General features: G+C 54.1%; 17 protein-coding genes. 12 read left to right on the top strand and 5 right to left on the bottom strand.

Translation table 11 applies throughout. The features are described 5' to 3' along the window. The first annotated feature begins 444 nt into the window (after positions 1–444). The 7 genes from pdhR to yacL all read left to right on the top strand — a co-directional run bounded on the left by pdhR (position 445) and on the right by yacL (position 12,698). Entirely contained in the window at positions 445–1,209 is a 765-nt protein-coding gene (gene pdhR, locus Y71_RS22575; RefSeq protein WP_007373174.1) for a pyruvate dehydrogenase complex transcriptional repressor PdhR, read from the top strand. A 161-nt stretch (positions 1,210–1,370) separates the two neighbouring features. Further along, positions 1,371–4,034, top strand: coding sequence for a pyruvate dehydrogenase (acetyl-transferring), homodimeric type (aceE, locus tag Y71_RS22570; RefSeq protein ID WP_007373175.1), 2,664 nt, complete (start codon positions 1,371–1,373; stop codon positions 4,032–4,034). A 14-nt stretch (positions 4,035–4,048) separates the two neighbouring features. Beyond that, the gene (gene aceF, locus Y71_RS22565; protein ID WP_007373176.1) at positions 4,049–5,950 is read left to right on the top strand and encodes a pyruvate dehydrogenase complex dihydrolipoyllysine-residue acetyltransferase; all 1,902 of its coding nucleotides are present in this window, start codon (positions 4,049–4,051) and stop codon (positions 5,948–5,950) included. 203 nt (positions 5,951–6,153) lie between these two features. Next, a complete protein-coding gene (gene lpdA, locus Y71_RS22560) occupies positions 6,154–7,578 on the top strand; it encodes a dihydrolipoyl dehydrogenase (protein WP_007373177.1) in 1,425 nt (474 codons plus the stop codon). A 157-nt stretch (positions 7,579–7,735) separates the two neighbouring features. Further along, complete coding sequence (locus Y71_RS22555; protein WP_035943158.1) at positions 7,736–9,148, top strand: hypothetical protein; 1,413 nt, start codon at positions 7,736–7,738, stop codon at positions 9,146–9,148. Positions 9,149–9,420: 272 nt separating this feature from the next. Next, positions 9,421–12,018 (top strand): bifunctional aconitate hydratase 2/2-methylisocitrate dehydratase, encoded by a 2,598-nt coding sequence (gene acnB / locus Y71_RS22545; RefSeq protein WP_007373181.1) that lies wholly within the window; start codon positions 9,421–9,423, stop codon positions 12,016–12,018. Positions 12,019–12,335: 317 nt separating this feature from the next. Next, the gene (gene yacL / locus Y71_RS22540) at positions 12,336–12,698 is read left to right on the top strand and encodes a protein YacL (protein WP_007373182.1); all 363 of its coding nucleotides are present in this window, start codon (positions 12,336–12,338) and stop codon (positions 12,696–12,698) included. Between the two features lie 28 nt (positions 12,699–12,726). On the opposite strand, the gene speD is transcribed toward yacL, so the two are convergent. The 3 genes from speD to Y71_RS22525 form a co-directional block, all read right to left on the bottom strand. Beyond that, positions 12,727–13,521 (bottom strand): adenosylmethionine decarboxylase, encoded by a 795-nt coding sequence (speD, locus tag Y71_RS22535; protein ID WP_007373183.1) that lies wholly within the window; start codon positions 13,519–13,521, stop codon positions 12,727–12,729. Between the two features lie 20 nt (positions 13,522–13,541). Then, positions 13,542–14,402: a polyamine aminopropyltransferase gene (gene speE / locus Y71_RS22530; RefSeq protein ID WP_007373184.1), complete on the bottom strand. Its 861-nt coding sequence runs from the start codon at positions 14,400–14,402 to the stop codon at positions 13,542–13,544. 94 nt (positions 14,403–14,496) lie between these two features. After that, positions 14,497–14,844, bottom strand: a complete 348-nt coding sequence (locus tag Y71_RS22525; protein WP_007373185.1) for a YacC family pilotin-like protein — start codon at positions 14,842–14,844, stop codon at positions 14,497–14,499. Positions 14,845–14,988: 144 nt separating this feature from the next. Here Y71_RS22525 and cueO point away from each other — a divergent pair, with 144 nt between their 5' ends. After that, positions 14,989–16,575, top strand: coding sequence for a multicopper oxidase CueO (gene cueO / locus Y71_RS22520; protein ID WP_007373186.1), 1,587 nt, complete (start codon positions 14,989–14,991; stop codon positions 16,573–16,575). 92 nt (positions 16,576–16,667) lie between these two features. Here cueO and Y71_RS22515 read toward each other — a convergent pair whose 3' ends face one another. Further along, positions 16,668–19,058, bottom strand: a complete 2,391-nt coding sequence (locus Y71_RS22515; RefSeq protein ID WP_007373187.1) for a glucose/quinate/shikimate family membrane-bound PQQ-dependent dehydrogenase — start codon at positions 19,056–19,058, stop codon at positions 16,668–16,670. Between the two features lie 204 nt (positions 19,059–19,262). Between Y71_RS22515 and hpt the strand changes: the two genes are divergently transcribed. Then, complete coding sequence (hpt, locus tag Y71_RS22510; protein WP_051643997.1) at positions 19,263–19,799, top strand: hypoxanthine phosphoribosyltransferase; 537 nt, start codon at positions 19,263–19,265, stop codon at positions 19,797–19,799. Positions 19,800–19,827: 28 nt separating this feature from the next. Here hpt and can read toward each other — a convergent pair whose 3' ends face one another. Then, the gene (gene can, locus Y71_RS22505) at positions 19,828–20,490 is read right to left on the bottom strand and encodes a carbonate dehydratase (protein WP_007373189.1); all 663 of its coding nucleotides are present in this window, start codon (positions 20,488–20,490) and stop codon (positions 19,828–19,830) included. A 102-nt stretch (positions 20,491–20,592) separates the two neighbouring features. On the opposite strand from can, the gene Y71_RS22500 reads away from it, so the two are divergent. From Y71_RS22500 to Y71_RS22490, 3 genes are all read left to right on the top strand, one after another. Next, complete coding sequence (locus tag Y71_RS22500; RefSeq protein WP_007373190.1) at positions 20,593–21,519, top strand: ABC transporter ATP-binding protein; 927 nt, start codon at positions 20,593–20,595, stop codon at positions 21,517–21,519. Beyond that, the gene (locus Y71_RS22495) at positions 21,516–22,286 is read left to right on the top strand and encodes an ABC transporter permease (protein WP_007373191.1); all 771 of its coding nucleotides are present in this window, start codon (positions 21,516–21,518) and stop codon (positions 22,284–22,286) included. Before Y71_RS22500 ends, Y71_RS22495 begins: the two co-directional genes overlap by 4 nt. Positions 22,287–22,416: 130 nt before the next feature. Beyond that, a complete protein-coding gene (locus Y71_RS22490) occupies positions 22,417–23,661 on the top strand; it encodes a polysaccharide deacetylase family protein (RefSeq protein ID WP_007373192.1) in 1,245 nt (414 codons plus the stop codon). The last annotated feature ends 3 nt before the right edge of the window (positions 23,662–23,664 follow it).

Here is a 23,664-nt window from a genome sequence, read left to right as displayed (position 1 = left end):
CTGGCGTGATTTTTCGCCTGTCTCTTTCGTAGTGCCAAGAATAGTGGTAAGTGCGCGTGAATGCATCTGCTTTATGAAGCCGCTATGACGACTGATGAAAAAGAAACCGTTTGTCAGTACTCCAACGACTCCCTTCTCGAGCATCTATTTTGGTTTTATGCAAATTAATCGCATAAAAAATCAAAAATAAATCAACTGAATCGGTTCATATGCCTTAACTGTCGTTTCAGGAAAGTTAAAACTGCCTCTTTCGTGGTAAATGGGACATTTGTGCAAGGTTACATCTTTGAAACGTCATTTCTGTATGATTGTTAAAATGTGCGTGGTTTCCTGATTTCAATCAAAACCTGTATGGACAGAAGGTGAATACTTTGTTACTTTAGCGTCAAGAACGTGAAATTGGTAAGACCAATTTACTCCGGCGAATGGCAGAGACAGGGAACCATGGCCTACAGCAAAATCCGCCAACCAAAACTCTCCGATGTGATTGAGCAGCAACTGGAGTTTTTGATTCTCGAAGGGACCTTACGTCCCGGTGAAAAACTTCCTCCAGAACGCGAACTGGCGAAACAGTTCGATGTTTCTCGTCCTTCACTGCGCGAGGCCATTCAGCGCCTCGAAGCGAAAGGTCTGCTCCTTCGTCGCCAGGGTGGCGGGACTTTTGTCCAGAGCAGTCTGTGGCAGAGCTTCAGCGATCCGCTGGTAGAGCTGCTCAACGATCATCCCGAATCCCAGTTTGACCTGCTTGAAACCCGCCATGCATTAGAAGGCATCGCGGCTTATTACGCAGCGCTGCGCAGCACAGATGAAGATAAAGCGCGTATCAGCGAGCTGCACCAGGCGATTGAACTGGCGCAGCAGTCCGGGGATTTGGACGCGGAGTCCAGTGCTGTCGTGCAGTATCAAATTGCCGTAACCGAAGCGGCACACAATGTCGTGCTGCTTCATTTGCTACGCTGCATGGAGCCCATGTTGGCGCAAAACGTCCGACAGAACTTCGAATTGCTGTACGCCCGCCGGGAGATGCTCCCGCTGGTCAGCAACCATCGCTCAAGTATTTTCGCGGCGATCATGGCCGGAAAGCCGGAAGAGGCGCGTGAAGCGTCACACCGTCACCTGGCGTTTATCGAAGAGATTTTGCTGGACAGAAGCCGTGAGCAGAGCCGTCGTGAACGCTCGCTGCGTCGGCTAGAGCAGAGAAAGAATTAAGATTTTCTGGCGCAATTTGTGCCGGAAGAGTTGTAACACCAGCGCCAAACTTTAGAGCGCGGCAACTAAACGCAGAACCTGTCTTATTGCGTCTTTCCCGAAGGGTGCAATGGGACAGGTTCCAGACAATCAACGTATTAGATAGATAAGGAATACCCCCCATGTCAGAACGTTTCCAAAATGACGTGGATCCGATCGAAACTCGCGACTGGCAACAGGCGATCGAATCGGTCATCCGTGAAGAAGGTGTTGAGCGTGCTCAGTATCTGATTGACCAGCTCCTTTCTGAAGCCCGCAAAGGCGGTGTGAAAGTGGCAGCTGGCACAGGGGCGAGCAACTATGTAAACACTATTGCCGTTGAAGATGAGCCGGAATATCCTGGCAATCTGGAACTGGAACGCCGTATTCGTTCAGCTATCCGCTGGAACGCAATCATGACGGTTCTGCGCGCCTCTAAAAAAGACCTTGAGCTGGGCGGCCACATGGCTTCCTTCCAGTCTTCTGCGACCGTATATGAAGTTTGCTTCAACCACTTCTTCCGCGCCCGTAACGAGAAAGATGGCGGCGATCTGGTTTACTTCCAGGGTCATATTTCTCCGGGTATCTACGCGCGTGCGTTCGTCGAAGGTCGTCTGACTGAAGAGCAGATGAACAACTTCCGTCAGGAAGTTCACGGCAAAGGCCTGTCATCTTATCCGCACCCGAAACTGATGCCGGAATTCTGGCAGTTCCCGACCGTATCCATGGGTCTGGGCCCGATTGGTGCGATCTACCAGGCGAAGTTCCTGAAATATCTGGAACACCGCGGCCTGAAAGATACCTCTGAACAAACCGTTTACGCTTTCCTCGGCGATGGCGAGATGGATGAGCCGGAATCCAAAGGTGCGATCACTATCGCTACCCGTGAAAAACTGGACAACCTGTGCTTCATCATCAACTGTAACCTGCAACGTCTGGATGGCCCGGTAACCGGTAACGGTAAAATCATCAACGAACTGGAAGGCATCTTCGCAGGCGCTGGCTGGAACGTGATCAAGGTGATGTGGGGTTCCCGTTGGGACGAGCTGCTGCGTAAAGATACCAGCGGTAAACTGATCCAACTGATGAACGAAACCGTTGACGGTGACTATCAAACCTTCAAATCCAAAGACGGCGCCTACGTTCGTGAGCACTTCTTCGGTAAATACCCGGAAACCGCAGCGCTGGTTGCAGACTGGACTGATGAGCAGATCTGGGCGCTGAACCGTGGCGGTCACGATCCGAAGAAAATCTACGCTGCACTGAAAAAAGCGCAGGAAACCAAAGGCAAAGCGACTGTTATCCTGGCCCATACCATTAAAGGTTACGGCATGGGTGATACCGCTGAAGGCAAAAACATTGCCCACCAGGTTAAGAAAATGAACATGGATGGCGTGCGTTATATCCGCGACCGTTTCAATGTTCCGGTAACCGATGAGCAGGTTGAAAACCTCTCTTACCTGACCTTCCCGGAAGGCTCTGAAGAGTACAAGTACCTGCACGAACGTCGCCAGGCGCTGAAAGGCTACCTGCCGTCTCGTCAGCCGAACTTCACCGAGAAGCTGGAACTGCCTGCGCTGTCTGATTTCTCCCAGCTGCTGGAAGAGCAGAACAAAGAGATCTCCACCACTATCGCTTTCGTTCGTGCCCTGAACGTGATGCTGAAGAACAAATCGATCAAAGATCGCCTGGTTCCGATCATCGCCGACGAAGCGCGTACTTTCGGTATGGAAGGTCTGTTCCGTCAGATTGGTATTTACAGCCCGAACGGCCAGCAGTACACCCCGCAGGACCGTGAGCAGGTTGCTTACTACAAAGAAGACGAAAAAGGTCAGATCCTGCAGGAAGGTATCAACGAACTGGGTGCCGGTGCATCCTGGCTGGCGGCTGCGACCTCTTACAGCACCAACAACCTGCCGATGATCCCGTTCTACATCTACTATTCCATGTTTGGGTTCCAGCGTATCGGTGACCTGTGCTGGCAGGCTGGCGACCAGCAGGCTCGCGGCTTCCTGGTAGGGGGGACTTCCGGTCGTACCACGCTGAACGGCGAAGGTCTGCAACACGAAGATGGCCACAGCCACATTCAGTCGCTGACTATCCCGAACTGTATCTCTTACGATCCGGCTTACGCGTACGAAGTTGCTGTCATCATGCATGACGGTCTGGAGCGTATGTACGGTGAGAAACAAGAAAACGTTTACTACTACATCACCACGCTGAACGAAAACTACCACATGCCGGCCATGCCGGAAGGTGCCGAGGAAGGTATCCGTAAAGGTATCTACAAACTCGAAACCGTTGCAGGTAGCAAAGGTAAAGTTCAGCTGCTGGGCTCCGGTTCTATCCTGCGTCACGTGCGTGAAGCAGCGCAGATCCTGGCGAACGATTACGGCGTGGGCTCTGACGTGTACAGCGTCACCTCCTTCACTGAACTGGCGCGTGATGGCCAGGATTGTGAGCGCTGGAACATGCTGCACCCGCTGGAAACTCCGCGCGTTCCGTACATCGCTCAGGTGATGAACGACGCTCCGGCAGTGGCATCTACTGACTATATGAAACTGTTCGCTGAGCAGGTTCGTACTTACGTACCGGCGGATGATTACCGTGTACTGGGTACTGATGGCTTCGGTCGTTCCGACAGCCGTGAAAACCTGCGTCACCACTTCGAAGTTGATGCTTCTTACGTGGTGGTTGCTGCACTGGGCGAACTGGCTAAACGTGGCGAAATCGACAAGAAAGTGGTGGCGGAAGCAATCACCAAATTCAACATCGATGCAGAAAAAGTTAACCCGCGTCTGGCGTAAGAGGTAAAGAGATAATGGCTATCGAAATCAATGTACCGGACATCGGGGCTGATGAAGTTGAAATCACCGAGATCCTGGTCAAAGTGGGCGACAAAGTTGAAGCTGAACAGTCGCTGATCACCGTAGAAGGCGATAAAGCCTCTATGGAAGTCCCGTCTCCGCAGGCTGGCATCGTTAAAGAGATCAAAGTCTCTGTCGGCGATAAAACCGAGACCGGCAAACTGATCATGATTTTCGATTCCGCCGATGGTGCAGCAGCCGCTGCACCTGCTAAGGCAGAAGAGAAGAAAGAAGCAGCGCCAGCTGCGGCACCGGCCGCTGCGGCTGCCAAAGAAGTTAACGTACCGGATATCGGCGGCGACGAAGTTGAAGTCACCGAGATCCTGGTCAAAGTGGGCGACACCGTTGCGGCTGAACAGTCGCTGATCACCGTAGAAGGCGACAAAGCCTCTATGGAAGTTCCGGCGCCGTTCGCGGGTACGGTTAAAGAGATCAAAATCAACACCGGCGACAAAGTCTCCACCGGTTCCTTGATCATGATCTTCGAAGTTGCAGGCGCTGCACCAGCAGCGGCTCCGGCACAGGCGGCAGCTCCGGCTGCGGCAAGCGCGCCGGCAGCAGCGGCTTCTGGCCCGAAAGAAGTTAACGTACCGGATATCGGCGGTGACGAAGTTGAAGTGACCGAAGTGCTGGTAAAAGTGGGCGATAAAGTCTCCGCTGAACAGTCACTGATCACCGTTGAAGGCGACAAAGCCTCTATGGAAGTTCCGGCACCGTTTGCCGGTACCGTGAAAGAGCTGAAAGTGAACGTGGGCGATAAAGTCTCCACCGGCTCTCTGATCATGGTGTTTGAAGTGGAAGGCGCGGCGCCTGCCGCCGCTCCGGCTGCTGCATCGGCCGCTCCGGCTCCTGCTGCTCAGACGGCAAAACCGGCTGCTGCACCGGCTCCGGCGAAAGCTGAAGGTAAATCCGACTTTGCTGAAAACGACGCTTACGTCCATGCGACGCCGCTGATCCGCCGCCTGGCGCGCGAATTTGGCGTTAACCTGGCGAAAGTGAAAGGCACCGGTCGTAAAGGTCGTATCCTGCGCGAAGACGTTCAGGCTTACGTGAAAGATGCGATCAAACGCGCTGAATCCGCGCCTGCCGCTGGCGCAACCGGTGGTTCTCTGCCGGGTCTGCTGCCGTGGCCGAAAGTGGACTTCAGCAAGTTTGGTGAAATCGAAGAAGTGGAACTGGGCCGTATCCAGAAAATCTCTGGTGCTAACCTGAGCCGTAACTGGGTAATGATCCCGCACGTTACGCACTTCGATAAAACCGATATCACCGATCTGGAAGCGTTCCGTAAACAGCAAAACGCCGAAGCTGAGAAGCGCAAACTGGACGTGAAATTCACCCCGGTTGTCTTCATTATGAAAGCCGTTGCTGCGGCGCTTGAGCAAATGCCGCGCTTCAACAGCTCTCTGTCTGAAGATGGTCAGAAGCTGACGCTGAAAAAATACATCAACATCGGTGTTGCGGTGGATACGCCGAATGGTCTGGTTGTTCCGGTCTTCAAAGACGTGAACAAGAAGAGCATTACTGAGCTGTCTCGCGAACTGACTGTCATCTCCAAAAAAGCGCGTGATGGCAAGCTGACCGCTGGCGAAATGCAGGGCGGTTGCTTCACTATCTCCAGCATCGGCGGCCTGGGCACCACCCACTTCGCACCGATTGTGAACGCGCCGGAAGTGGCTATCCTGGGCGTCTCCAAATCTGCAATGGAGCCGGTCTGGAACGGTAAAGAGTTCGTGCCGCGCCTGATGATGCCGATTTCGCTCTCCTTCGACCACCGTGTGATTGACGGTGCTGATGGTGCGCGCTTTATCACCATCATCAACAATATGCTGTCGGACATTCGCCGTCTGGTGATGTAATCGAGAAAGCCGGCCTGACGGCCGGCTTTTTTCTGATAATCTCATTGGGCTTTTGGGGTTATCAGGGGCAAAGGACAAATCGTTTGCCGTTTGTTGTTTCAAAATTGTTAACATTTTTGTAAACTGCGGGCGGATAGAACGTCCCGGTGGATGAAGGGCGACACGAAGTACCCCTGACCGCCGGAAATCAATAAGAGGTCATGATGAGTACTGAAATCAAAACTCAGGTCGTGGTACTTGGGGCAGGCCCGGCAGGTTACTCTGCTGCCTTCCGTTGCGCTGATTTAGGTCTGGAAACCGTCATCGTTGAACGTTACAGCACCCTCGGCGGTGTTTGTCTGAACGTAGGTTGTATCCCTTCTAAGGCGCTGCTGCACGTAGCAAAAGTTATCGAAGAAGCCAAAGCGCTGGCTGAACACGGTATCGTCTTCGGCGAGCCGAAAACCGATATCGACAAAATCCGTACCTGGAAAGAGAAAGTGATCACCCAACTGACCGGTGGTCTGTCGGGTATGGCGAAAGGCCGTAAAGTGAAAGTGGTCACCGGTCTGGGTAAATTCACTGGGGCGAACACCCTGGAAGTTGAAGGCGAAAACGGCAAAACCGTGATCAACTTCGACAACGCTATCATCGCGGCGGGTTCCCGTCCGATTCAGTTGCCGTTCATTCCGCACGAAGATCCGCGCGTATGGGATTCCACCGATGCGCTGGAGCTGAAATCCGTACCGAAACGTATGCTGGTTATGGGCGGCGGTATTATCGGTCTGGAAATGGGTACCGTGTACCATGCGCTGGGTTCAGAGATCGACGTGGTTGAAATGTTCGACCAGGTTATCCCGGCGGCAGACAAAGATATCGTTAAAGTCTTCACCAAACGCGTCAGCAAGAAATTCAACCTGATGCTGGAAACCAAAGTAACTGCCGTTGAAGCGAAAGAAGACGGCATCTACGTTTCCATGGAAGGCAAAAAAGCCCCTGCTGAAGCACAGCGTTATGACGCCGTGCTGGTGGCGATCGGTCGTGTACCGAACGGTAAAAACCTCGATGCCGGCAAAGCAGGCGTTGAAGTGGACGAACGTGGCTTCATCCGCGTTGACAAACAGCTGCGCACCAACGTGCCGCACATCTTTGCTATCGGCGATATCGTCGGTCAGCCGATGCTGGCGCACAAAGGCGTACATGAAGGTCACGTGGCCGCTGAAGTTATCGCCGGTAAGAAACACTACTTCGATCCGAAAGTTATCCCGTCTATCGCTTACACCGAGCCAGAAGTTGCATGGGTTGGTCTGACTGAGAAAGAAGCGAAAGAGAAAGGCATCAGCTACGAAACCGCCACCTTCCCGTGGGCTGCTTCTGGCCGTGCTATCGCTTCCGACTGCGCTGACGGTATGACCAAACTGATTTTCGACAAAGAGACTCACCGCGTTATCGGCGGCGCGATTGTCGGCACTAACGGCGGCGAGCTGCTGGGTGAAATCGGTCTGGCGATCGAAATGGGTTGCGACGCGGAAGATATCGCGCTGACCATTCACGCGCACCCGACGCTGCATGAATCTGTTGGCCTGGCCGCAGAAGTGTTCGAAGGTAGCATCACCGACCTGCCGAACCCGAAAGCGAAAAAGAAATAAGTTTTCGCTGACAATAAACGCCTCTTCGGAGGCGTTTTTTTTGCGCCAATTTTACCAGGTAACAGCGTTTTTCTCTGCCAGAGGTATAAATATTACGCAGATTTTGCCGATAGTAACGCTAACGGCCATTCCCGGCGAGATAAGGAGCTTCATCGTCATGATCACCGGACTTAATCTGTCATCGCTCTCATCAGCAATGAGAGTGGCGTCAACTTCCCTGGCGAGCACCACGGTTCGCACAACTACGCGCGCTGCCACGCCTGTCGAAGCACCCTCGTCGACAAAAGTAATGTTTGGCAGCCAGACGTCTGATATTGCAGCGGTTTACAGCCTGTCGCCGAAAAAACTCAGCGCGACTTCACCACAAGATTCCATGATGAAGGGGTTATTGCAGGCCGCCGTTGGCAGTAACTCGCTATCCCCTTTAGGCAGCATTGGCAGCACATTGCTGAGCAATCTGAAAGAGAGTCGTACCGACGTCACCCACGCCGTTACCAGCGCTACGGCGGGAGCGGCGGGCCAGCAATCTGCGGTTTCGCTGGATATTGTGACGCAATCGGGCTCCACCTTGCACCTCAACATGACGCAGAAAGAGGATGGCGTGGTGGTGGAGTTAAAAACCGATGGCGAAGCGCTGAATGATGATGAAGCTGCGGCCGTTGCGAACCTGGGCGCATCGCTTGAGAAAGCGTTAAGCGGACTGGGGCAAAATCCGCCGAAAATCGATATTTCCGGGCTAACTAATTTTGACAGCAGCGTGCTGAAATCCGTGGATTTAAAAACGGATATTCGCGCTGATGATGCTTCGGTACAGTCGCTGAATTTCCATGCCAGCACCACCGAACGCTATGTTGCTTATCAGGACAAGGATTTCTCGCTGAAAGTGAGCAGCGACTTGTCGAATCCAGCGTTGGCTGGCGACTACGCTCAGCAGCAGGCTACGTTAAGCGCCTACGATACTAAGTTTGACAAGGCTCGCTCGACCGGGCACGGCGATCGCGATCAGATGGAGGCGTTGAAGTCGGTATTCCGCGCGTTAAATACCACCGCCAGCGCACAGCGTACTGCGATTACGGTTGGTGCGGATATTCGTGTTGATAACAGTGGCCGGTCGCAACTGAGCGGGCTGAACGATTTCTCGCTGTCGCTGACGCAGACTGAGAAATCGATCAACCCGGCACGCGATGATGAGAAAGATCGTTTCTCTTATCAGGCCTCCCAGTCGACGACAGAAAACGTGCTCAGTGACGGTTCAAAAAGCGTCAAACAGACCTCGCGCAGCCACATTAGTGCGGCCTGGCATGAAGCGCTCGATCCCTCGATTCCGCTGGCGCTGAATAAGATGAAGTCGTCGCAGAACTACACCTACCATCTGCTGGAAAATGATGAAGAGAGTACAACCACGCTGAATTACAACAGCCGTGGGATGCTGGCGTCTGTCGGTCACAACGAACAAGTGAACAACCGTGAAACGGTGAAAAAATATGTACGCGGCGAGCTGGTGGATCAAACGGTCACGCCGGTGCAGTACGCGCGCAGTAACGTGCTTTCGCTGCTGAAGTCTGCGTAACCCCGTCATCACAAAACGGCTCTGCGGAGCCGTTTTTTATGGTTTTTAGCGTCGATTCTGTTTCGTTAAAACCGTCTGTAGCCTGCATTATTCCGCCCTTAACGATTCAGCAAGTATTTAATGTTGCTTTTTTGTAAACAGATTAACACCCCCTGAAAATCCTGCTATGCTGCCCGACGCGGTTCGCGGATTTACCCTACAAACTGCTGTCTCACAGGAGCGTGAAGAGAAACGCCTGCCGCATTATGACAATGAGAGCGAGGAGAACCGTCGTGCTAGAAGAATACCGTAAGCACGTAGCTGAACGTGCCGCTGAGGGGATTGCGCCAAAACCATTAGATGCAACCCAGATGGCAGGCCTTGTCGAGCTGCTGAAAAGCCCGCCTGCTGGCGAAGAAGAATTCCTGATTGATCTGCTGACCAACCGTGTCCCTCCGGGCGTTGATGAAGCCGCCTATGTCAAAGCGGGTTTCCTTGCCGCTGTCGCCAAAGGCGAAGCCACCTCTCCGCTGGTTACCCCTGAAAAAGCCATCGAACTGCTGGGTACCATGCAGGGCGGTTACAACATCCATCCACTGATTGATGCGCTGGATAACGACAAACTGGCGCCGATTGCTGCCAAAGCGCTGTCCCATACGCTGCTGATGTTCGATAACTTCTACGATGTGGAAGAGAAAGCCAAAGCGGGCAACGCCTGGGCGAAGCAGGTGATGCAATCCTGGGCCGATGCCGAGTGGTTCCTGAGCCGTCCGGCGCTGGCGGAAAAAATTACCGTTACCGTCTTCAAAGTGACGGGCGAAACCAACACCGACGATCTCTCTCCGGCACCGGATGCCTGGTCGCGTCCGGATATCCCGCTGCACGCGCTGGCGATGCTGAAAAACGCCCGCGAAGGCATTGAACCGGATCAACCGGGTGCCGTTGGCCCGATCAAACAGATCGAAGCCCTGCAACAGAAAGGTTTCCCGCTGGCGTACGTTGGCGACGTTGTGGGTACCGGTTCTTCACGTAAATCCGCCACCAACTCCGTGCTGTGGTTTATGGGCGACGACATTCCTCATGTGCCGAACAAACGCGGCGGTGGCCTGGTGCTGGGCGGCAAAATCGCGCCCATCTTCTTTAACACCATGGAAGATGCCGGTGCGCTGCCGATCGAAGTGGATGTCAGCAACCTGAACATGGGCGACGTGATTGACGTTTACCCGTTCAAAGGCGAAGTGCGCAACCACGAAACCGGCGAGCTGCTGGCCAGCTTTGAACTGAAAACCGATGTGCTGATCGACGAAGTGCGCGCCGGTGGCCGTATTCCGCTGATTATCGGCCGCGGCCTGACCACCAAAGCGCGTGAAGCGCTGGGTCTGCCGCACAGCGATGTATTCCGTCAGGCAAAAGATGTGGCAGAAAGTAACCGTGGTTACTCGCTGGCGCAGAAAATGGTGGGTCGCGCATGCGGCGTTGCGGGTGTCCGTCCGGGGGCCTATTGCGAACCGAAAATGACCTCTGTCGGCTCTCAGGACACCACCGGTCCGATGACCCGTGACGAACTGAAAGACCTGGCGTGCCTGGGCTTCTCTTCCGATCTGGTGATGCAGTCCTTCTGCCATACTGCTGCTTATCCGAAGCCGGTTGACGTCACCACGCACCATACGCTGCCGGACTTCATTATGAACCGTGGCGGTGTTTCCCTGCGTCCTGGCGATGGCGTCATCCACTCCTGGCTGAACCGCATGCTGCTGCCGGATACGGTCGGTACCGGCGGTGACTCCCACACCCGTTTCCCGATCGGCATCTCTTTCCCGGCAGGTTCCGGCCTGGTGGCGTTTGCCGCCGCGACCGGCGTCATGCCGCTGGATATGCCGGAATCAGTGCTGGTGCGCTTTAAAGGCAAAATGCAGCCGGGCATCACGCTGCGTGACCTCGTGCATGCTATCCCACTGTATGCCATCAAACAGGGTCTGCTGACCGTTGAGAAGAAAGGCAAGAAAAACATCTTCTCCGGCCGCATTCTGGAAATCGAAGGTCTGCCGGATCTGAAAGTTGAGCAGGCGTTTGAGCTTACTGATGCTTCCGCTGAACGTTCTGCTGCAGGTTGTACCATCAAGCTGAACAAAGAGCCGATCATCGAGTACCTGAACTCCAACATCGTGCTGCTGAAATGGATGATTGCAGAAGGCTACGGCGACCGTCGTACGCTGGAGCGTCGTGTCCAGGGCATGGAAAAATGGCTGGCGGAACCTGAGCTGCTGGAAGCCGATGCTGACGCAGAATATGCGGCGGTGATCGACATCGATCTGGCAGAAATCAAAGAGCCGATCCTTTGTGCGCCGAACGATCCGGATGATGCGCGTCTGCTGTCTGATGTTCAGGGGGCGCAGATCGATGAAGTGTTCATCGGTTCGTGCATGACCAACATCGGTCACTTCCGCGCTGCCGGTAAGCTGCTGGATGCGCACAAAGGCCAGCTGCCGACCCGCCTGTGGGTGGCGCCGCCAACCCGTATGGACGCTGCGCAACTGACGGAAGAGGGCTACTACAGCGTGTTTGGTAAGAGCGGCGCGCGTATCGAGATCCCGGGCTGTTCCCTGTGCATGGGTAACCAGGCGCGTGTGGCCGATGGCGCAACGGTGGTTTCGACCTCGACGCGTAACTTCCCGAACCGTTTAGGTACTGGTGCAAACGTCTACCTGGCCTCTGCAGAACTGGCAGCGGTTGCAGCGCTGATCGGTAAACTGCCGACGCCGGAAGAGTACCAGACCTATATTGCCCAGGTTGATAAGACGGCGGTGGATACCTACCGTTATCTGAACTTCGACCAGCTTAATCAGTACACCGAAAAAGCTGACGGCGTGATTTTCCAGACCGCCGTCTGACTGACAAGCCACCCTTCGGGGTGGCTTTTTTTCCTGCCTCACTGCGCAAATAAGTTTTGTTTAAGCGCAGCAAATGCTTCTCAAACCCTGCTACTTCCATAAAAAACAGGCTGCTTACGTGCCGCATTTAGCGGGCGCGGTAGGCGATGTTTGCCCGGCTCAAACCGCTTGATCATCGGGTGTAGATAGCCGGCGGGTGATTTCTGCGCAGGCAGAAGGATATTTTGCAACGCTTCCGGTCGCTGCGCTGTTTTTCTTGTATTGTGCTGTGATAATTACTGCATAGGCGGTTATCAGGCCTGCAAGAGGAAGCAACTATGGATTATGAATTTCTGCGCGATGTCACCGGAACCGTTAAGGTGCGCATGTCGATGGGGCATGAAGCAGTCGGGCACTGGTTCAATGAAGAAGTGAAAGAGAACCTGACCCTGCTGGACGAAGTTGAGCAGGCGGCAAAAACGGTGAAAGGCAGCGAGCGATCCTGGCAGCGCGCCGGGCATGAATATACGCTGTGGCTGGATGGCGAGGAAGTGATGGTTCGTGCCAATCAACTGGAGTTTTCCGGCGATGAGATAGAAGAGGGAATGAGCTACTACGATGAAGAGAGCCTCTCGCTGTGCGGCGTGGAAGACTTTTTGCAGGTGGTAGCTGCCTACCGTCAGTTTCTGAAACAACGCTAACCGGGAGCCTCCTTGCTCCCCTGGCGCGTTACACGGCCGGGATATTTCGGCCGTAGTAGATCTCGCGCATCTCTTTCCACAGCGCTTCGGTGATCTCTTTGCGCTCTTCGGGCGTCAGATCTTCCGGCCTGGTATGGAACATGTAGTGCTTCAGGTCGAACTCCTTCAGCAACATTTTGGTATGGAAGATGTTTTCCTGATAAACGTTAACGTCCACCATGTCATACAGCGATTTCATGTCGTCAGACATAAAGTTCTGAATCGAATTAATCTCGTGATCGATAAAGTGCTTCATGCCGTTTACGTCACGCGTGAAGCCGCGAACGCGATAATCGACGGTGACAATATCGGACTCAAGCTGGTGGATCAGGTAATTCAGCGCTTTCAGCGGTGAAATCACGCCGCAGGTGGACACTTCGATGTCGGCGCGGAACGTACACAAACCGCCTTCCGGGTGGCTTTCCGGGTAGGTATGCACGCAGATGTGGCTCTTATCCAGATGCGCCACCACCGCTTCCGGCAGCGGACCGGGGTGCTCTGTTTTGTCGATCAAGTGAGGATCGACCGGTTCTTCGCTCACCAGAATGGTGACGCTTGCGCCCTGCGGTTCGTAATCCTGACGCGCAATATTCAGGATATTGGCACCGATGATGTTACAGGTTTCCGTCAGGATCTCGGTCAAACGGTTGGCGTTATAGAGTTCATCAATGTAGGCAATATAGCCGTCACGCTCTTCTGCGGTTTTGGCATAGCAGATGTCGTAGATACAAAAACTCAGGCTTTTGGTCAGGTTGTTAAAGCCATGTAGTTTAAGCTTTTTCAATTTTTATCACCCCCTTAGAGTCACTGTGCAGACAACGCGTCTTGCAGATATTGTGGCAGAGCGAATGCTGCGGTATGAATCGCCGGATTGTAGTAACGGCAGGTGAGTGCGGCATTGTGGAAACGGGCAGCGATGATCTCGGTCGAAAGATGGCGCAACACCTCGTTATCCGTGGCCCAGGCGAAGGTCATAATACCGCCGTAATAGGTCGGTACTGCGGCCTGGTAGAAGCTGACGTCGCTAAAATAGTGGCTCAGTTTACGATGACTGCCGACGGCTTCATCCTGTTGCAGGAAGCTGACGCCGTTTTGCGCGACAAAGATCCCGCCAGCATTCAGGCAGCGTTTGCAGCCTTCGTAGAACGCTGAAGTGAACAGGCTCTCGCCGGGACCAATAGGATCGGTACAGTCGGAAATGATCACGTCGAACGTCTTGTCGGTCTGATTAACAAAGTTAACGCCGTCATCGATCACCAGATGGAACCGCGGATCGTCGTACGCGCCTGCGTTGTGCTTCGGCAGGTACTGGCGACAGAAAGAGACGACGCCCGCGTCGATTTCTACCATGGTAATGGTTTCGATGTTTTTGTGGCGGGTTACTTCACGCAGCATTGCGCCGTCGCCGCCGCCGATGATCAGCACATGTTTCGCGTGGCCGTGCGCCAGCAGCGGAACATGGGTCATCATTTCGTGGTAGATAAATTCGTCGCGTTCGGTGGTTTGTACCACGCCATCCAGCGCCATTACGCGGCCAAAGGCGGCGTTCTCAAAAATGATCAGATCCTGGTGATCGGTCTTTTCGTGATAAAGCACCTTATCCACGGCAAAGTACTGACCAAAATGGTCATGCAGCGTCTCTTGCCACATCGTGTTGTCGGCCATTGGTTGCTCCTTTGTTAACGCCCGCGAAACGGGCGCAACATAATAGCTAACTCTGCCCGTGGTTGCACGGTCAGAGTTTAACCATGGCGACAGCTTACTTCACGTAGGCGAGCAGGCTTAAGGAGTCGCGGGCCAGCGCTTTGCATTTTTTGGCGGTGGGAATGCCAATGCCACTCAAATCGCGGTAGCTATCTTCGCCAAGCGACTTCATGTCCCATGCATCATAGTTGCTGAGATCCCACTGGTTTTGCTGGGCGAAAAATACCAGCGCACGGCGGATCTGCCCGTTGGGTAAATTGTTATAACCGCAGTCATTTTTCAGAAAGACAAATACCGCCGTGAGATCGGCCATATCTTCGGCTTCGGATTCGCTTAGCGCATAACTGTTCACGGAGACAGCCAGCAGGCTGCCAAGGAGTACTGTTCTGAAAAACGTCTTCATTATTTCTACCACGGCGTAACGGAATTTAAACGTTAGCACAGTCCGCATAAGGCGACGATATTTATTATTTACCTCTTTTCTTGACCTTCCGGCAGGGGAAAGGTTTAAGCTCAAAATATCGTCTGCAACAGATAAGGAAATGCCATGCAACGTCGAGATTTTTTGAAATATTCCGCCACGCTGGGCGTGCTAAGCGCGCTCCCGCTGTGGAGCCGCTCGCTGTTTGCCGCCGAACGCCCGGCGCTGCCCATTCCCCCGCTGCTCAGTGCCGATGCGCAAGGCCGTATCGCGCTGACGGTGCAATCAGGAGAAACGCTGTTTGGCGCGAACAAAGCCACCACCTGGGGGTATAACGGCGCACTGTTAGGACCCGCGTTGCAACTGCGTCAGGGAAAGCAGGTGACGATTGATATTCGTAACACTCTGGCGGAAGAGACGACCGTCCACTGGCACGGGGTGGAAGTGTCTGGCGACGTTGACGGCGGGCCGCAGGGTGTCATCAAAGCTGGCGGTCGCCGTTCTGTTACCTTTACACCCACGCAGCAGGCCGCGACCTGCTGGTTCCATCCGCATCAGCATGGCAAAACCGGCCGTCAGGTTGCGATGGGACTGGCGGGGTTGGTGCTGATAGAAGATGACGCTATTCGCCAGTTGCGGCTGCCGACACAGTGGGGCATTGATGATGTGCCGGTCATCGTGCAGGACAAAAGGTTTACCGCGCAGGGGCAGATCGATTATCAGCTGGATGTGATGAGCGCTGCGGTCGGTTGGTTCGGCGATACGCTGCTGACCAATGGCGCTATCAACCCGCAACATGCCGCTCCGCGCGGCTGGCTGCGTCTGCGCTTGCTGAATGGGTGTAATGCACGCTCGCTGAACTTCTCAACCAGCGATAAGCGCCCGTTGTATGTGGTGGCGAGCGATGGCGGTTTATTAAGTGAACCGGTGAAAGTGAGCGAACTGCCGATGTTGATGGGCGAGCGTTTTGAAGTGCTGGTGGATACGCGCGATGGTAAACCCTTTGATATCGTGACGCTGCCTGTGCAACAGATAGGGATGACGGTCGCACCTTTCGATAAACCGCAGCCGGTATTACATATTCAACCGCTACAGATCGCCGCTTCTGGTACGTTGCCGGATTCGCTGGCCTCAGTGCCGGGTTTACCAGTGCTGACAGGCTTAACGCAGCGGACGTTGCAGTTATCGATGGATCCGATGCTCGACATGATGGGCATGCAGGCGTTGCAGAAGAAGTATGGCGATGGCGCGATGGCCGGGATGATGATGGGGAACGGGCAGATGGGACATGGTCAGATGATGAATATGGATCACGGCAAGATGATGAATATGGACCATGGGCAGATGAATCATGGCGCGCAGGGGGTTGATTTCCACAATGGCAACCGCATCAACGGTAAAGCTTTCGATATGAACACGCCCGCTTTCGCGGCAAAAAAAGGGGAGTATGAGCGCTGGGTGATTTCCGGCGAGGGCGACATGATGTTGCATCCTTTTCATATTCACGGCACTCAGTTCCGTATTTTATCGGAGAACGGCAAGCCACCGGCCGCACATCGTGCAGGCTGGAAAGACACGGTTAATGTCTATGGCGCGCGCAGTGAAGTGTTAGTCCGTTTTCAGCATGATGCGCCGAAAGAGCACGCTTATATGGCGCACTGCCATCTGCTGGAGCATGAAGATACCGGCATGATGTTAGGGTTTACGGTGTAAAAAACGCATAACGTTAAAAGCCCGGAAGCGTGAGGCTTACCGGGCTTTTATTATCAGCATGCCGGATGCGTAATCTCATCCGGCATTTTTATTTACTTTGCGTCATCCGGCAGCGCATAGGCCACGATATAGTCGCCCATCTTCGTGCCGAACGAGCCATGACCGCCTGCGGAAATGACAACATACTGTTTGCCATTCACTTCATAGGTCATCGGTGTTGCCTGGCCACCTGCCGGTAACCGACCTTGCCACAGTTTCTCACCGTTGCTCATATTGTATGCGCGCAGGTAGTTATCTGCAGTTGCGGCGATAAACAGCACGTTACCGGCAGTGGAGATCGGGCCGCCCAGCATCGGCATACCCATATTGAACGGTACAGGAACCGGCATCGGGAACGGCATGCTGTCCTGCGGCGTACCAATACGTTTTTTCCATACCACCTGGTTGGTTTTCAGATCCAGTGCGGAAATGTAGCCCCACGCCGGTTGTTTACACGGCAGGCCAAACGGTGACAGGAACGGGTTCAGCGTCACGCCAAACGGCACACCATACTGCGGCTGAATACCTGATTCTGTACCGGTACCTTTTGCATCTTTCGGCGGTTCCATCGGGTTACCAGGACCGCGCGGGATCAGCTTCGACACAAACGGCAGCGCCATCGGGTTAGCAATGGCTACCTGACGATCGGGATCGACAGAGATGCCGCCCCATTCGAACATACCCAGGTTACCCGGGAAGACCAGCGTGCCCTGCTCAGACGGCGGAGTGAAGATGCCTTCATAGCGTAGTTTCTGGAACATCACGCGGCACACCAGTTGGTCGAACATGGTGGCGCCCCACATGTCCGCGCCGCTCAGGTTTTGCTTCGGACGGAAACTCAGGTCAGAGAAAGGCTGGGTTTTGCTGACGTAATCACCTTTCGCTGCGCCTTGCGGTACCGGTTTTTCCGGCGCCGGAACAACCAACTTGCCGTTGGTACGATCCAGCACGAAGATGTTACCGGTTTTCGCCGGCGCGTAGATGACCGGAACGTTTTTGCCGTTAACGGTAATATCTGCCAGCGTTGGCTGCGACGGCATATCCATATCCCACAGATCGTGGTGAACCGTCTGGTAGCTCCACACCAGTTTCCCGGTGGTGGCATTCAGTGCCACGATTGAACTGGCATAGCGTTCCTGCTCCGGCGTGCGATTACCGCCCCAGATATCCGGCGTGGTAACGCCCATTGGCAGATAGACTAAATCCAGTTTCGCGTCATAGGCCGCAGGTGCCCAGGAGTTCGGCGAGTTAAAGGTGAAGGTATGTTCGTCCGACGGAATCGCGTTCGGATCTTTCGCACCCGGATCGAAGGCCCACAGCAGTTTGCCGGTGTTGACATCGAAACCACGGATAACGCCGGAGGTTTCACGGGTAGAGAAGTTATCAGTCACCGAACCGGCAATCACGATGGTTTTATCCGTGATGATCGGCGGCGAGGTTGGCTCATACAGGCCAGGCGTGGTGTCCGGCATGTTGGTTTGCAGATTCAGGATACCTTTGTTGGCAAAGGTTTCACACGGCTTACCGTTGTCAGCGTTGATGGCAAACAGACGGCCATCGTTCACCGGCAGGATAATACGGCGTGGACAATCGGCAACCACGTCCGGGCTGGCATTGTCGGCGCGCGCTTCATGGTAAGAAACGCCGCGGCATGTGACATGCTGGAATGATTGATTGGCATTCAGTTGCGGATCGAAATGCCACTTCTCTTTACCGGTTGCGGCATCAACGGCAAACAGACGCTGGTGTGCAGTACACAGATACAGCGTGTCGCCGACTTTAATTGGCGTCACTTCATTGGTCAGTTCGCCCGGATCGGTCGGCAGCTTCAGATCGCCAGTGCGGAACACCCAGGCTTCCTTCAGGTTCTTCACGTTGTCGGCGTTGATCTGCTTCAGCGGCGAGTAACGTTGGCCTTCCTGGTTGCGGCCATAGGCCGGCCAGTCGCCATCCGCTACCTGCGAAATAGGCGCGGCCGGCGTTGAATCAGCACTCAGGCTGCCATTTACTTCTTGCGGATCGTTAAAGCCCGCCCAGGTGAGGATCCCGCCGCTAATCAGCAGGGCAACCACCAGCGCTGCGACGGCCCCGCCGGATGGTATAACCAGTCGCCGCCAGACGAAGGGGAGAATCAGCCAGATGCCAAAGAAGACGAGGATATCGCTTCGCGGCGTCAGCGCCCAGAAATCGAAACCGACTTCCCACACGCCCCAGATCATGGTAGCAAGCAGCAGTGCGGCATACAGCCACAGCGCAGCGCGCTTCCCTTTCCACAATAGCCAGGTGACACCCAGCATCACCAGACCGGCGATCGGGTAGTACCAGGAGCCACCAATGGCGACAAGCCAGGCTCCACCGATTAACAGATACAGCCCGCAAAGCGCTGCAAACAGCGTTGTCAGCGTAATCAGGAGCCGTGGCTGTTGAGTTTTTGTTTCCGCCATAAAAGACACTCATCTAAGTTGTTAATTTTTTGATAGCAATTAATTATAGTCATTAACAAATGTGACCGTCATCACAAAATGAGCTTTCTTGTTCGATAGCCAATGGAAATCAATTTGCTGGTATACTTTGCGTCTTAATTCTCAATTCTTCGGGAAATCTCCTGAACTTGAGTAATTTACTCTTTAAATCAAATGGTTAGTAAAATGAAACACACTGTGGAAGTGATGATCCCGGAAGCGGAGATCAAAGCGCGTATCGCTGAACTGGGCCGTCAAATCACTGAGCGTTACAAAGACAGCGGCAGCGAAATGGTGCTGGTGGGCCTGCTGCGCGGATCATTTATGTTCATGGCGGATTTATGCCGTGAAGTGCAGGTTTCTCACGAAGTCGATTTTATGACCGCCTCCAGCTATGGCAGCGGTATGTCCACCACGCGTGACGTGAAAATCCTGAAAGATCTTGATGAAGATATTCGCGGCAAAGATGTGTTGATCGTCGAAGATATTATTGATTCCGGCAACACACTGTCGAAAGTGCGTGAAATTCTTAGCCTGCGCGAACCGAAATCGCTGGCGATCTGTACGCTGCTGGATAAACCTTCCCGCCGCGAAGTGGATGTGCCGGTGGAGTTTGTCGGCTTTGCTATTCCTGACGAGTTTGTGGTGGGCTACGGGATTGACTACGCTCAGCGCTACCGTCATCTGCCGTATGTCGGCAAAGTGGTTCTGCTGGACGAATAAAAAAATCGGGGCCGCTGGCCCCGAGTGATTATTTGTGGTTGTTGTGCTTCTTACTGAGGTTGGAGACACCCTGGCGATAACGCTGCTCCAGCGATTCGCGGTTGGTAGCGCTCACTTCCAGATTGCGCAGCAGACCGTCGTGAATGCCGTAGGCCCAGCCGTGAATCGTCACTTTTTGGCCGCGTTTCCAGGCGGATCGCATGATTGTTGAATGGCCCAGGTTGTAAACCTGTTCCATGACGTTCAACTCGCACAGGGTATCGAAGCGGCGCTCTGCCGGTATCTCGCCGAGCAGCGAGCTATGTTTAAACCAGATATCGCGGATGTGCAGCAGCCAGTTGTCGATAAGCCCAAGTTCAGGATTTTCAACCGCCGCCTGCACGCCGCCGCAGCCGTAGTGACCGCAGATGATGATGTGTTCGACTTCCAGCACATCCACCGCGTACTGCACAACGGAGAGGCAGTTCAGATCGGTATGAATCACCAGGTTGGCGACATTACGGTGAACAAACAGCTCGCCGGGTTCGAGGCCGGTAAGGCGCTCGGCCGGTACGCGGGAATCGGAGCATCCAATCCAGAGGAAACGCGGTTTTTGTGCTTGTGCCAGCGTGGCAAAAAAACCGGGATCTTCTTCCACCAGCATTTTTGACCATAGTGCGTTATTGCTGATGAGTGTATCTATGTCCTTCATGGAAGTGGATGACCTGTAACGGTAAGTGCGTTGCGCTAATATAGGTGAACTCTTCCTCTTTTAAAACTACACATCGAGTGTAAAAAAGGTAAGCGATATTTCATGACCATTGCACTGGAGCTTGAGCAGCTTAAAAAAACCTATCCGGGCGGCGTCCAGGCGCTGCGCGGTATTGACCTGAAAGTAGAAGCCGGTGATTTCTACGCGCTCCTTGGACCGAATGGCGCAGGGAAATCCACCACTATCGGCATCATCAGTTCGCTGGTCAATAAAACGTCCGGGCGCGTCAGCGTCTTTGGCTATGACCTGGAAAAAGATGTGGTCAACGCCAAACGCCAGCTGGGGCTGGTCCCGCAGGAGTTTAACTTTAACCCGTTTGAAACCGTCCAGCAGATCGTGGTGAACCAGGCGGGCTACTACGGTGTGGATCGCAAAGAAGCGCTGGTGCGCAGCGAAAAATACCTGAACCAGCTCGATCTGTGGGAAAAACGCAACGAACGCGCGCGGATGCTCTCCGGCGGTATGAAGCGTCGCCTGATGATCGCCCGTGCGCTGATGCATGAACCGAAACTGCTGATCCTCGATGAACCGACCGCAGGCGTGGATATTGAACTGCGTCGTTCCATGTGGGGCTTCCTGAAAGATCTGAACGATAAAGGCACCACCATTATCCTCACCACTCACTATCTGGAAGAGGCGGAGATGCTGTGCCGTAATATCGGCATCATTCAGCGCGGCGATTTGATCGAAAACACCTCGATGAAAGCGCTGCTTTCCAAACTGAAATCGGAAACTTTTATTCTCGATTTGGCGCCAAAATGCCCGCTGCCGAAGCTGGAGGGGTATCAGTACCGGCTGGTAGACACCTCCACGCTGGAAGTTGAAGTCCTGCGCGAGCAGGGGGTGAACAGCGTCTTCAGCCAGCTCAGCGCGCAGGGTGTACAGGTGTTGAGTATGCGTAACAAAGCCAACCGTCTCGAAGAGCTGTTTGTCACGCTGGTTCATGACAGAAAAGGAGAAAGCGCATGATGCAGCTCTATTGGGTGGCGCTGAAGAGTATCTGGTACAAAGAGATCCAGCGTTTCATGCGGATTTGGGTGCAAACGCTGGTGCCGCCAGTGATCACCATGACGCTCTACTTTATTATTTTCGGTAATTTGATCGGTTCGCGGATTGGTGAAATGCACGGTTTCACCTACATGCAGTTTATCGTGCCGGGGCTGATCATGATGGCAGTGATCACCAACGCTTACGCCAACGTCGCATCGTCATTCTTCAGCGCTAAGTTTCAGCGCAATATTGAAGAGCTGCTGGTCGCGCCGGTTCCGACGCATGTGATTATTGCTGGCTATGTTGGCGGCGGCGTGGCGCGCGGGCTGTGCGTCGGTATTCTGGTTACTGCCGTTTCGCTGTTTTTCGTGCCGTTTCAGGTGCATTCATGGTTGTTTGTCGGTTTAACGCTGCTGCTGACCGCCGTGCTGTTTTCGCTGGCTGGTTTGCTGAATGCGGTGTTTGCCAAAACCTTTGACGATATCAGCCTGATCCCGACCTTTGTGCTGACGCCGTTGACCTATCTGGGCGGGGTATTTTACTCCCTGACGCTGCTGCCGCCGTTCTGGCAGGCGCTGTCGCACCTGAACCCGATAGTCTATATGATCAGCGGCTTCCGTTTTGGTTTCCTCGGCATCACCGACGTTCCGCTGTTCACCACTGTTGCCGTGCTGGTGGTGTTTATCATCGCTTTCTATTTGGTTTGCTGGTACTTGATCAATCGCGGCCGCGGGCTGCGTAGTTAATCTCTTCGGGCTGGCTCTCCCGCACATGAGAGCCAGCTTATCTGAACGGGCTATTTTTTGTACTTACTCCGGCCTTTGAATATGTGCAGTTTTGTTACACTAATGACAGTCTCTCAACCCGGTTCGTCTCATGTCGCGTTTGATTACCCTTCTGCTGCTACTGGTTACCTGTAGCGCTTCTGCCAGCATTGTCAGTGAACAGCGCATTCCTGCGCGCTATATGCAAACTACCGAAGATGCCGATATCTGGGCGCAGGTCGGCGACAGAGTGGTGACGGTCGGCAATATTCGCGCCGGGCAAATTCTGGCGGTGGTACCGGGCGCAGAGGATTATTATGCGTTTCGCTTCGGCTTTGGCAGCGGTTTTATCGATAAAGGCCACCTGAGTGCGGTGGAAGGCAAGCAGCGGGTTGAGGACAGCCTTGGCGATCTGAATAAGCCGCTGAGTAACCAGAATCTGGTGACGTGGCAGGATACGCCGCTGTATACGGCGCCGGATAACCGCAGCGAACAGTTTGGTACGCTGGCGGAGAACCTGCGTTATCCCATTATCGATAAGCTGAAAGACCGCCTGAACCAGACCTGGTTCCAGATCCGCATCGGCAACCGGCTGGCCTGGGTAAGCAGCCTGGATGCGCAGGAAGACAGCGGTATTCCGGTGCTGACTTACCACCATATTCTGCGCGACGAGGAAAATACCCGTTTCCGTCATACCTCCACCACCACGTCGGTGCGCGCTTTTACTAACCAGATGACCTGGCTGCGCGATCAGGGATATACCACGCTGTCGATGTATCAACTGGAAGGCTATGTGCGTAACCGCATGAATCTGCCCGCACGTTCGGTGGTGATCACCTTTGATGATGGCTTGAAATCGGTCAACCGTTACGCGTACCCGATCCTGCGCGAATACGGTTTTAAAGCGACGGCGTTTATTATCTCCTCGCGCATTAAATTGAAGCCGCAGAAATGGGATCCGAAGTCGTTACAGTTTATGAGCGTGTCGGAACTGAACAGCATGCGCGACGTGTTTGACGTGCAGTCGCATACGCACTTCCTGCACCGTGTCGATGACGCCATGCACCCGATATTGCTCAGCCGCAGCTACCACAACATCCTGTTTGATTTTAAACGCTCCCGCCGGGCGCTGGCACAGTTCAACCCGCACGTGCTCTATCTTTCATACCCGTTTGGCGGTTATAACGACACGGCGATAAAAGCGGCCAATGACGCCGGTTTTCATATGGCGGTCACGACAGTACGCGGGAAAGTGAAGCCGGGTGATAATCCGTTCTTGCTGAAGCGTTTGTACGTGCTAAGAACGGATTCGCTGGAAACGATGGCGCGGCTGATCAGTAACCAGCCGCAGGGGTAGGGG

Source organism: Kosakonia radicincitans DSM 16656 (assembly GCF_000280495.2).
Taxonomy (GTDB): Bacteria; Pseudomonadota; Gammaproteobacteria; order Enterobacterales; family Enterobacteriaceae; genus Kosakonia; species Kosakonia radicincitans.
The sequence above is the reverse complement of the archived record's forward strand: the minus strand, read 5'-3'. Positions and strand labels throughout refer to the sequence as shown.

Coding starts and splice junctions, on each gene's coding strand:
- pdhR (WP_007373174.1), top strand. CDS start 445: ATGGCCTACAGCAAAATCCGCCAACCAAAACTCTCCGATGTGATTGAG.
- yacL (WP_007373182.1), top strand. CDS start 12,336: ATGGATTATGAATTTCTGCGCGATGTCACCGGAACCGTTAAGGTGCGC.
- Y71_RS22525 (WP_007373185.1), bottom strand. CDS start 14,844: ATGAAGACGTTTTTCAGAACAGTACTCCTTGGCAGCCTGCTGGCTGTC.
- lpdA (WP_007373177.1), top strand. CDS start 6,154: ATGAGTACTGAAATCAAAACTCAGGTCGTGGTACTTGGGGCAGGCCCG.
- Y71_RS22490 (WP_007373192.1), top strand. CDS start 22,417: ATGTCGCGTTTGATTACCCTTCTGCTGCTACTGGTTACCTGTAGCGCT.
- Y71_RS22515 (WP_007373187.1), bottom strand. CDS start 19,058: ATGGCGGAAACAAAAACTCAACAGCCACGGCTCCTGATTACGCTGACA.
- can (WP_007373189.1), bottom strand. CDS start 20,490: ATGAAGGACATAGATACACTCATCAGCAATAACGCACTATGGTCAAAA.
- aceF (WP_007373176.1), top strand. CDS start 4,049: ATGGCTATCGAAATCAATGTACCGGACATCGGGGCTGATGAAGTTGAA.
- speE (WP_007373184.1), bottom strand. CDS start 14,402: ATGGCCGACAACACGATGTGGCAAGAGACGCTGCATGACCATTTTGGT.
- Y71_RS22500 (WP_007373190.1), top strand. CDS start 20,593: ATGACCATTGCACTGGAGCTTGAGCAGCTTAAAAAAACCTATCCGGGC.
- hpt (WP_051643997.1), top strand. CDS start 19,263: ATGAAACACACTGTGGAAGTGATGATCCCGGAAGCGGAGATCAAAGCG.
- Y71_RS22555 (WP_035943158.1), top strand. CDS start 7,736: ATGATCACCGGACTTAATCTGTCATCGCTCTCATCAGCAATGAGAGTG.
- aceE (WP_007373175.1), top strand. CDS start 1,371: ATGTCAGAACGTTTCCAAAATGACGTGGATCCGATCGAAACTCGCGAC.
- Y71_RS22495 (WP_007373191.1), top strand. CDS start 21,516: ATGATGCAGCTCTATTGGGTGGCGCTGAAGAGTATCTGGTACAAAGAG.
- cueO (WP_007373186.1), top strand. CDS start 14,989: ATGCAACGTCGAGATTTTTTGAAATATTCCGCCACGCTGGGCGTGCTA.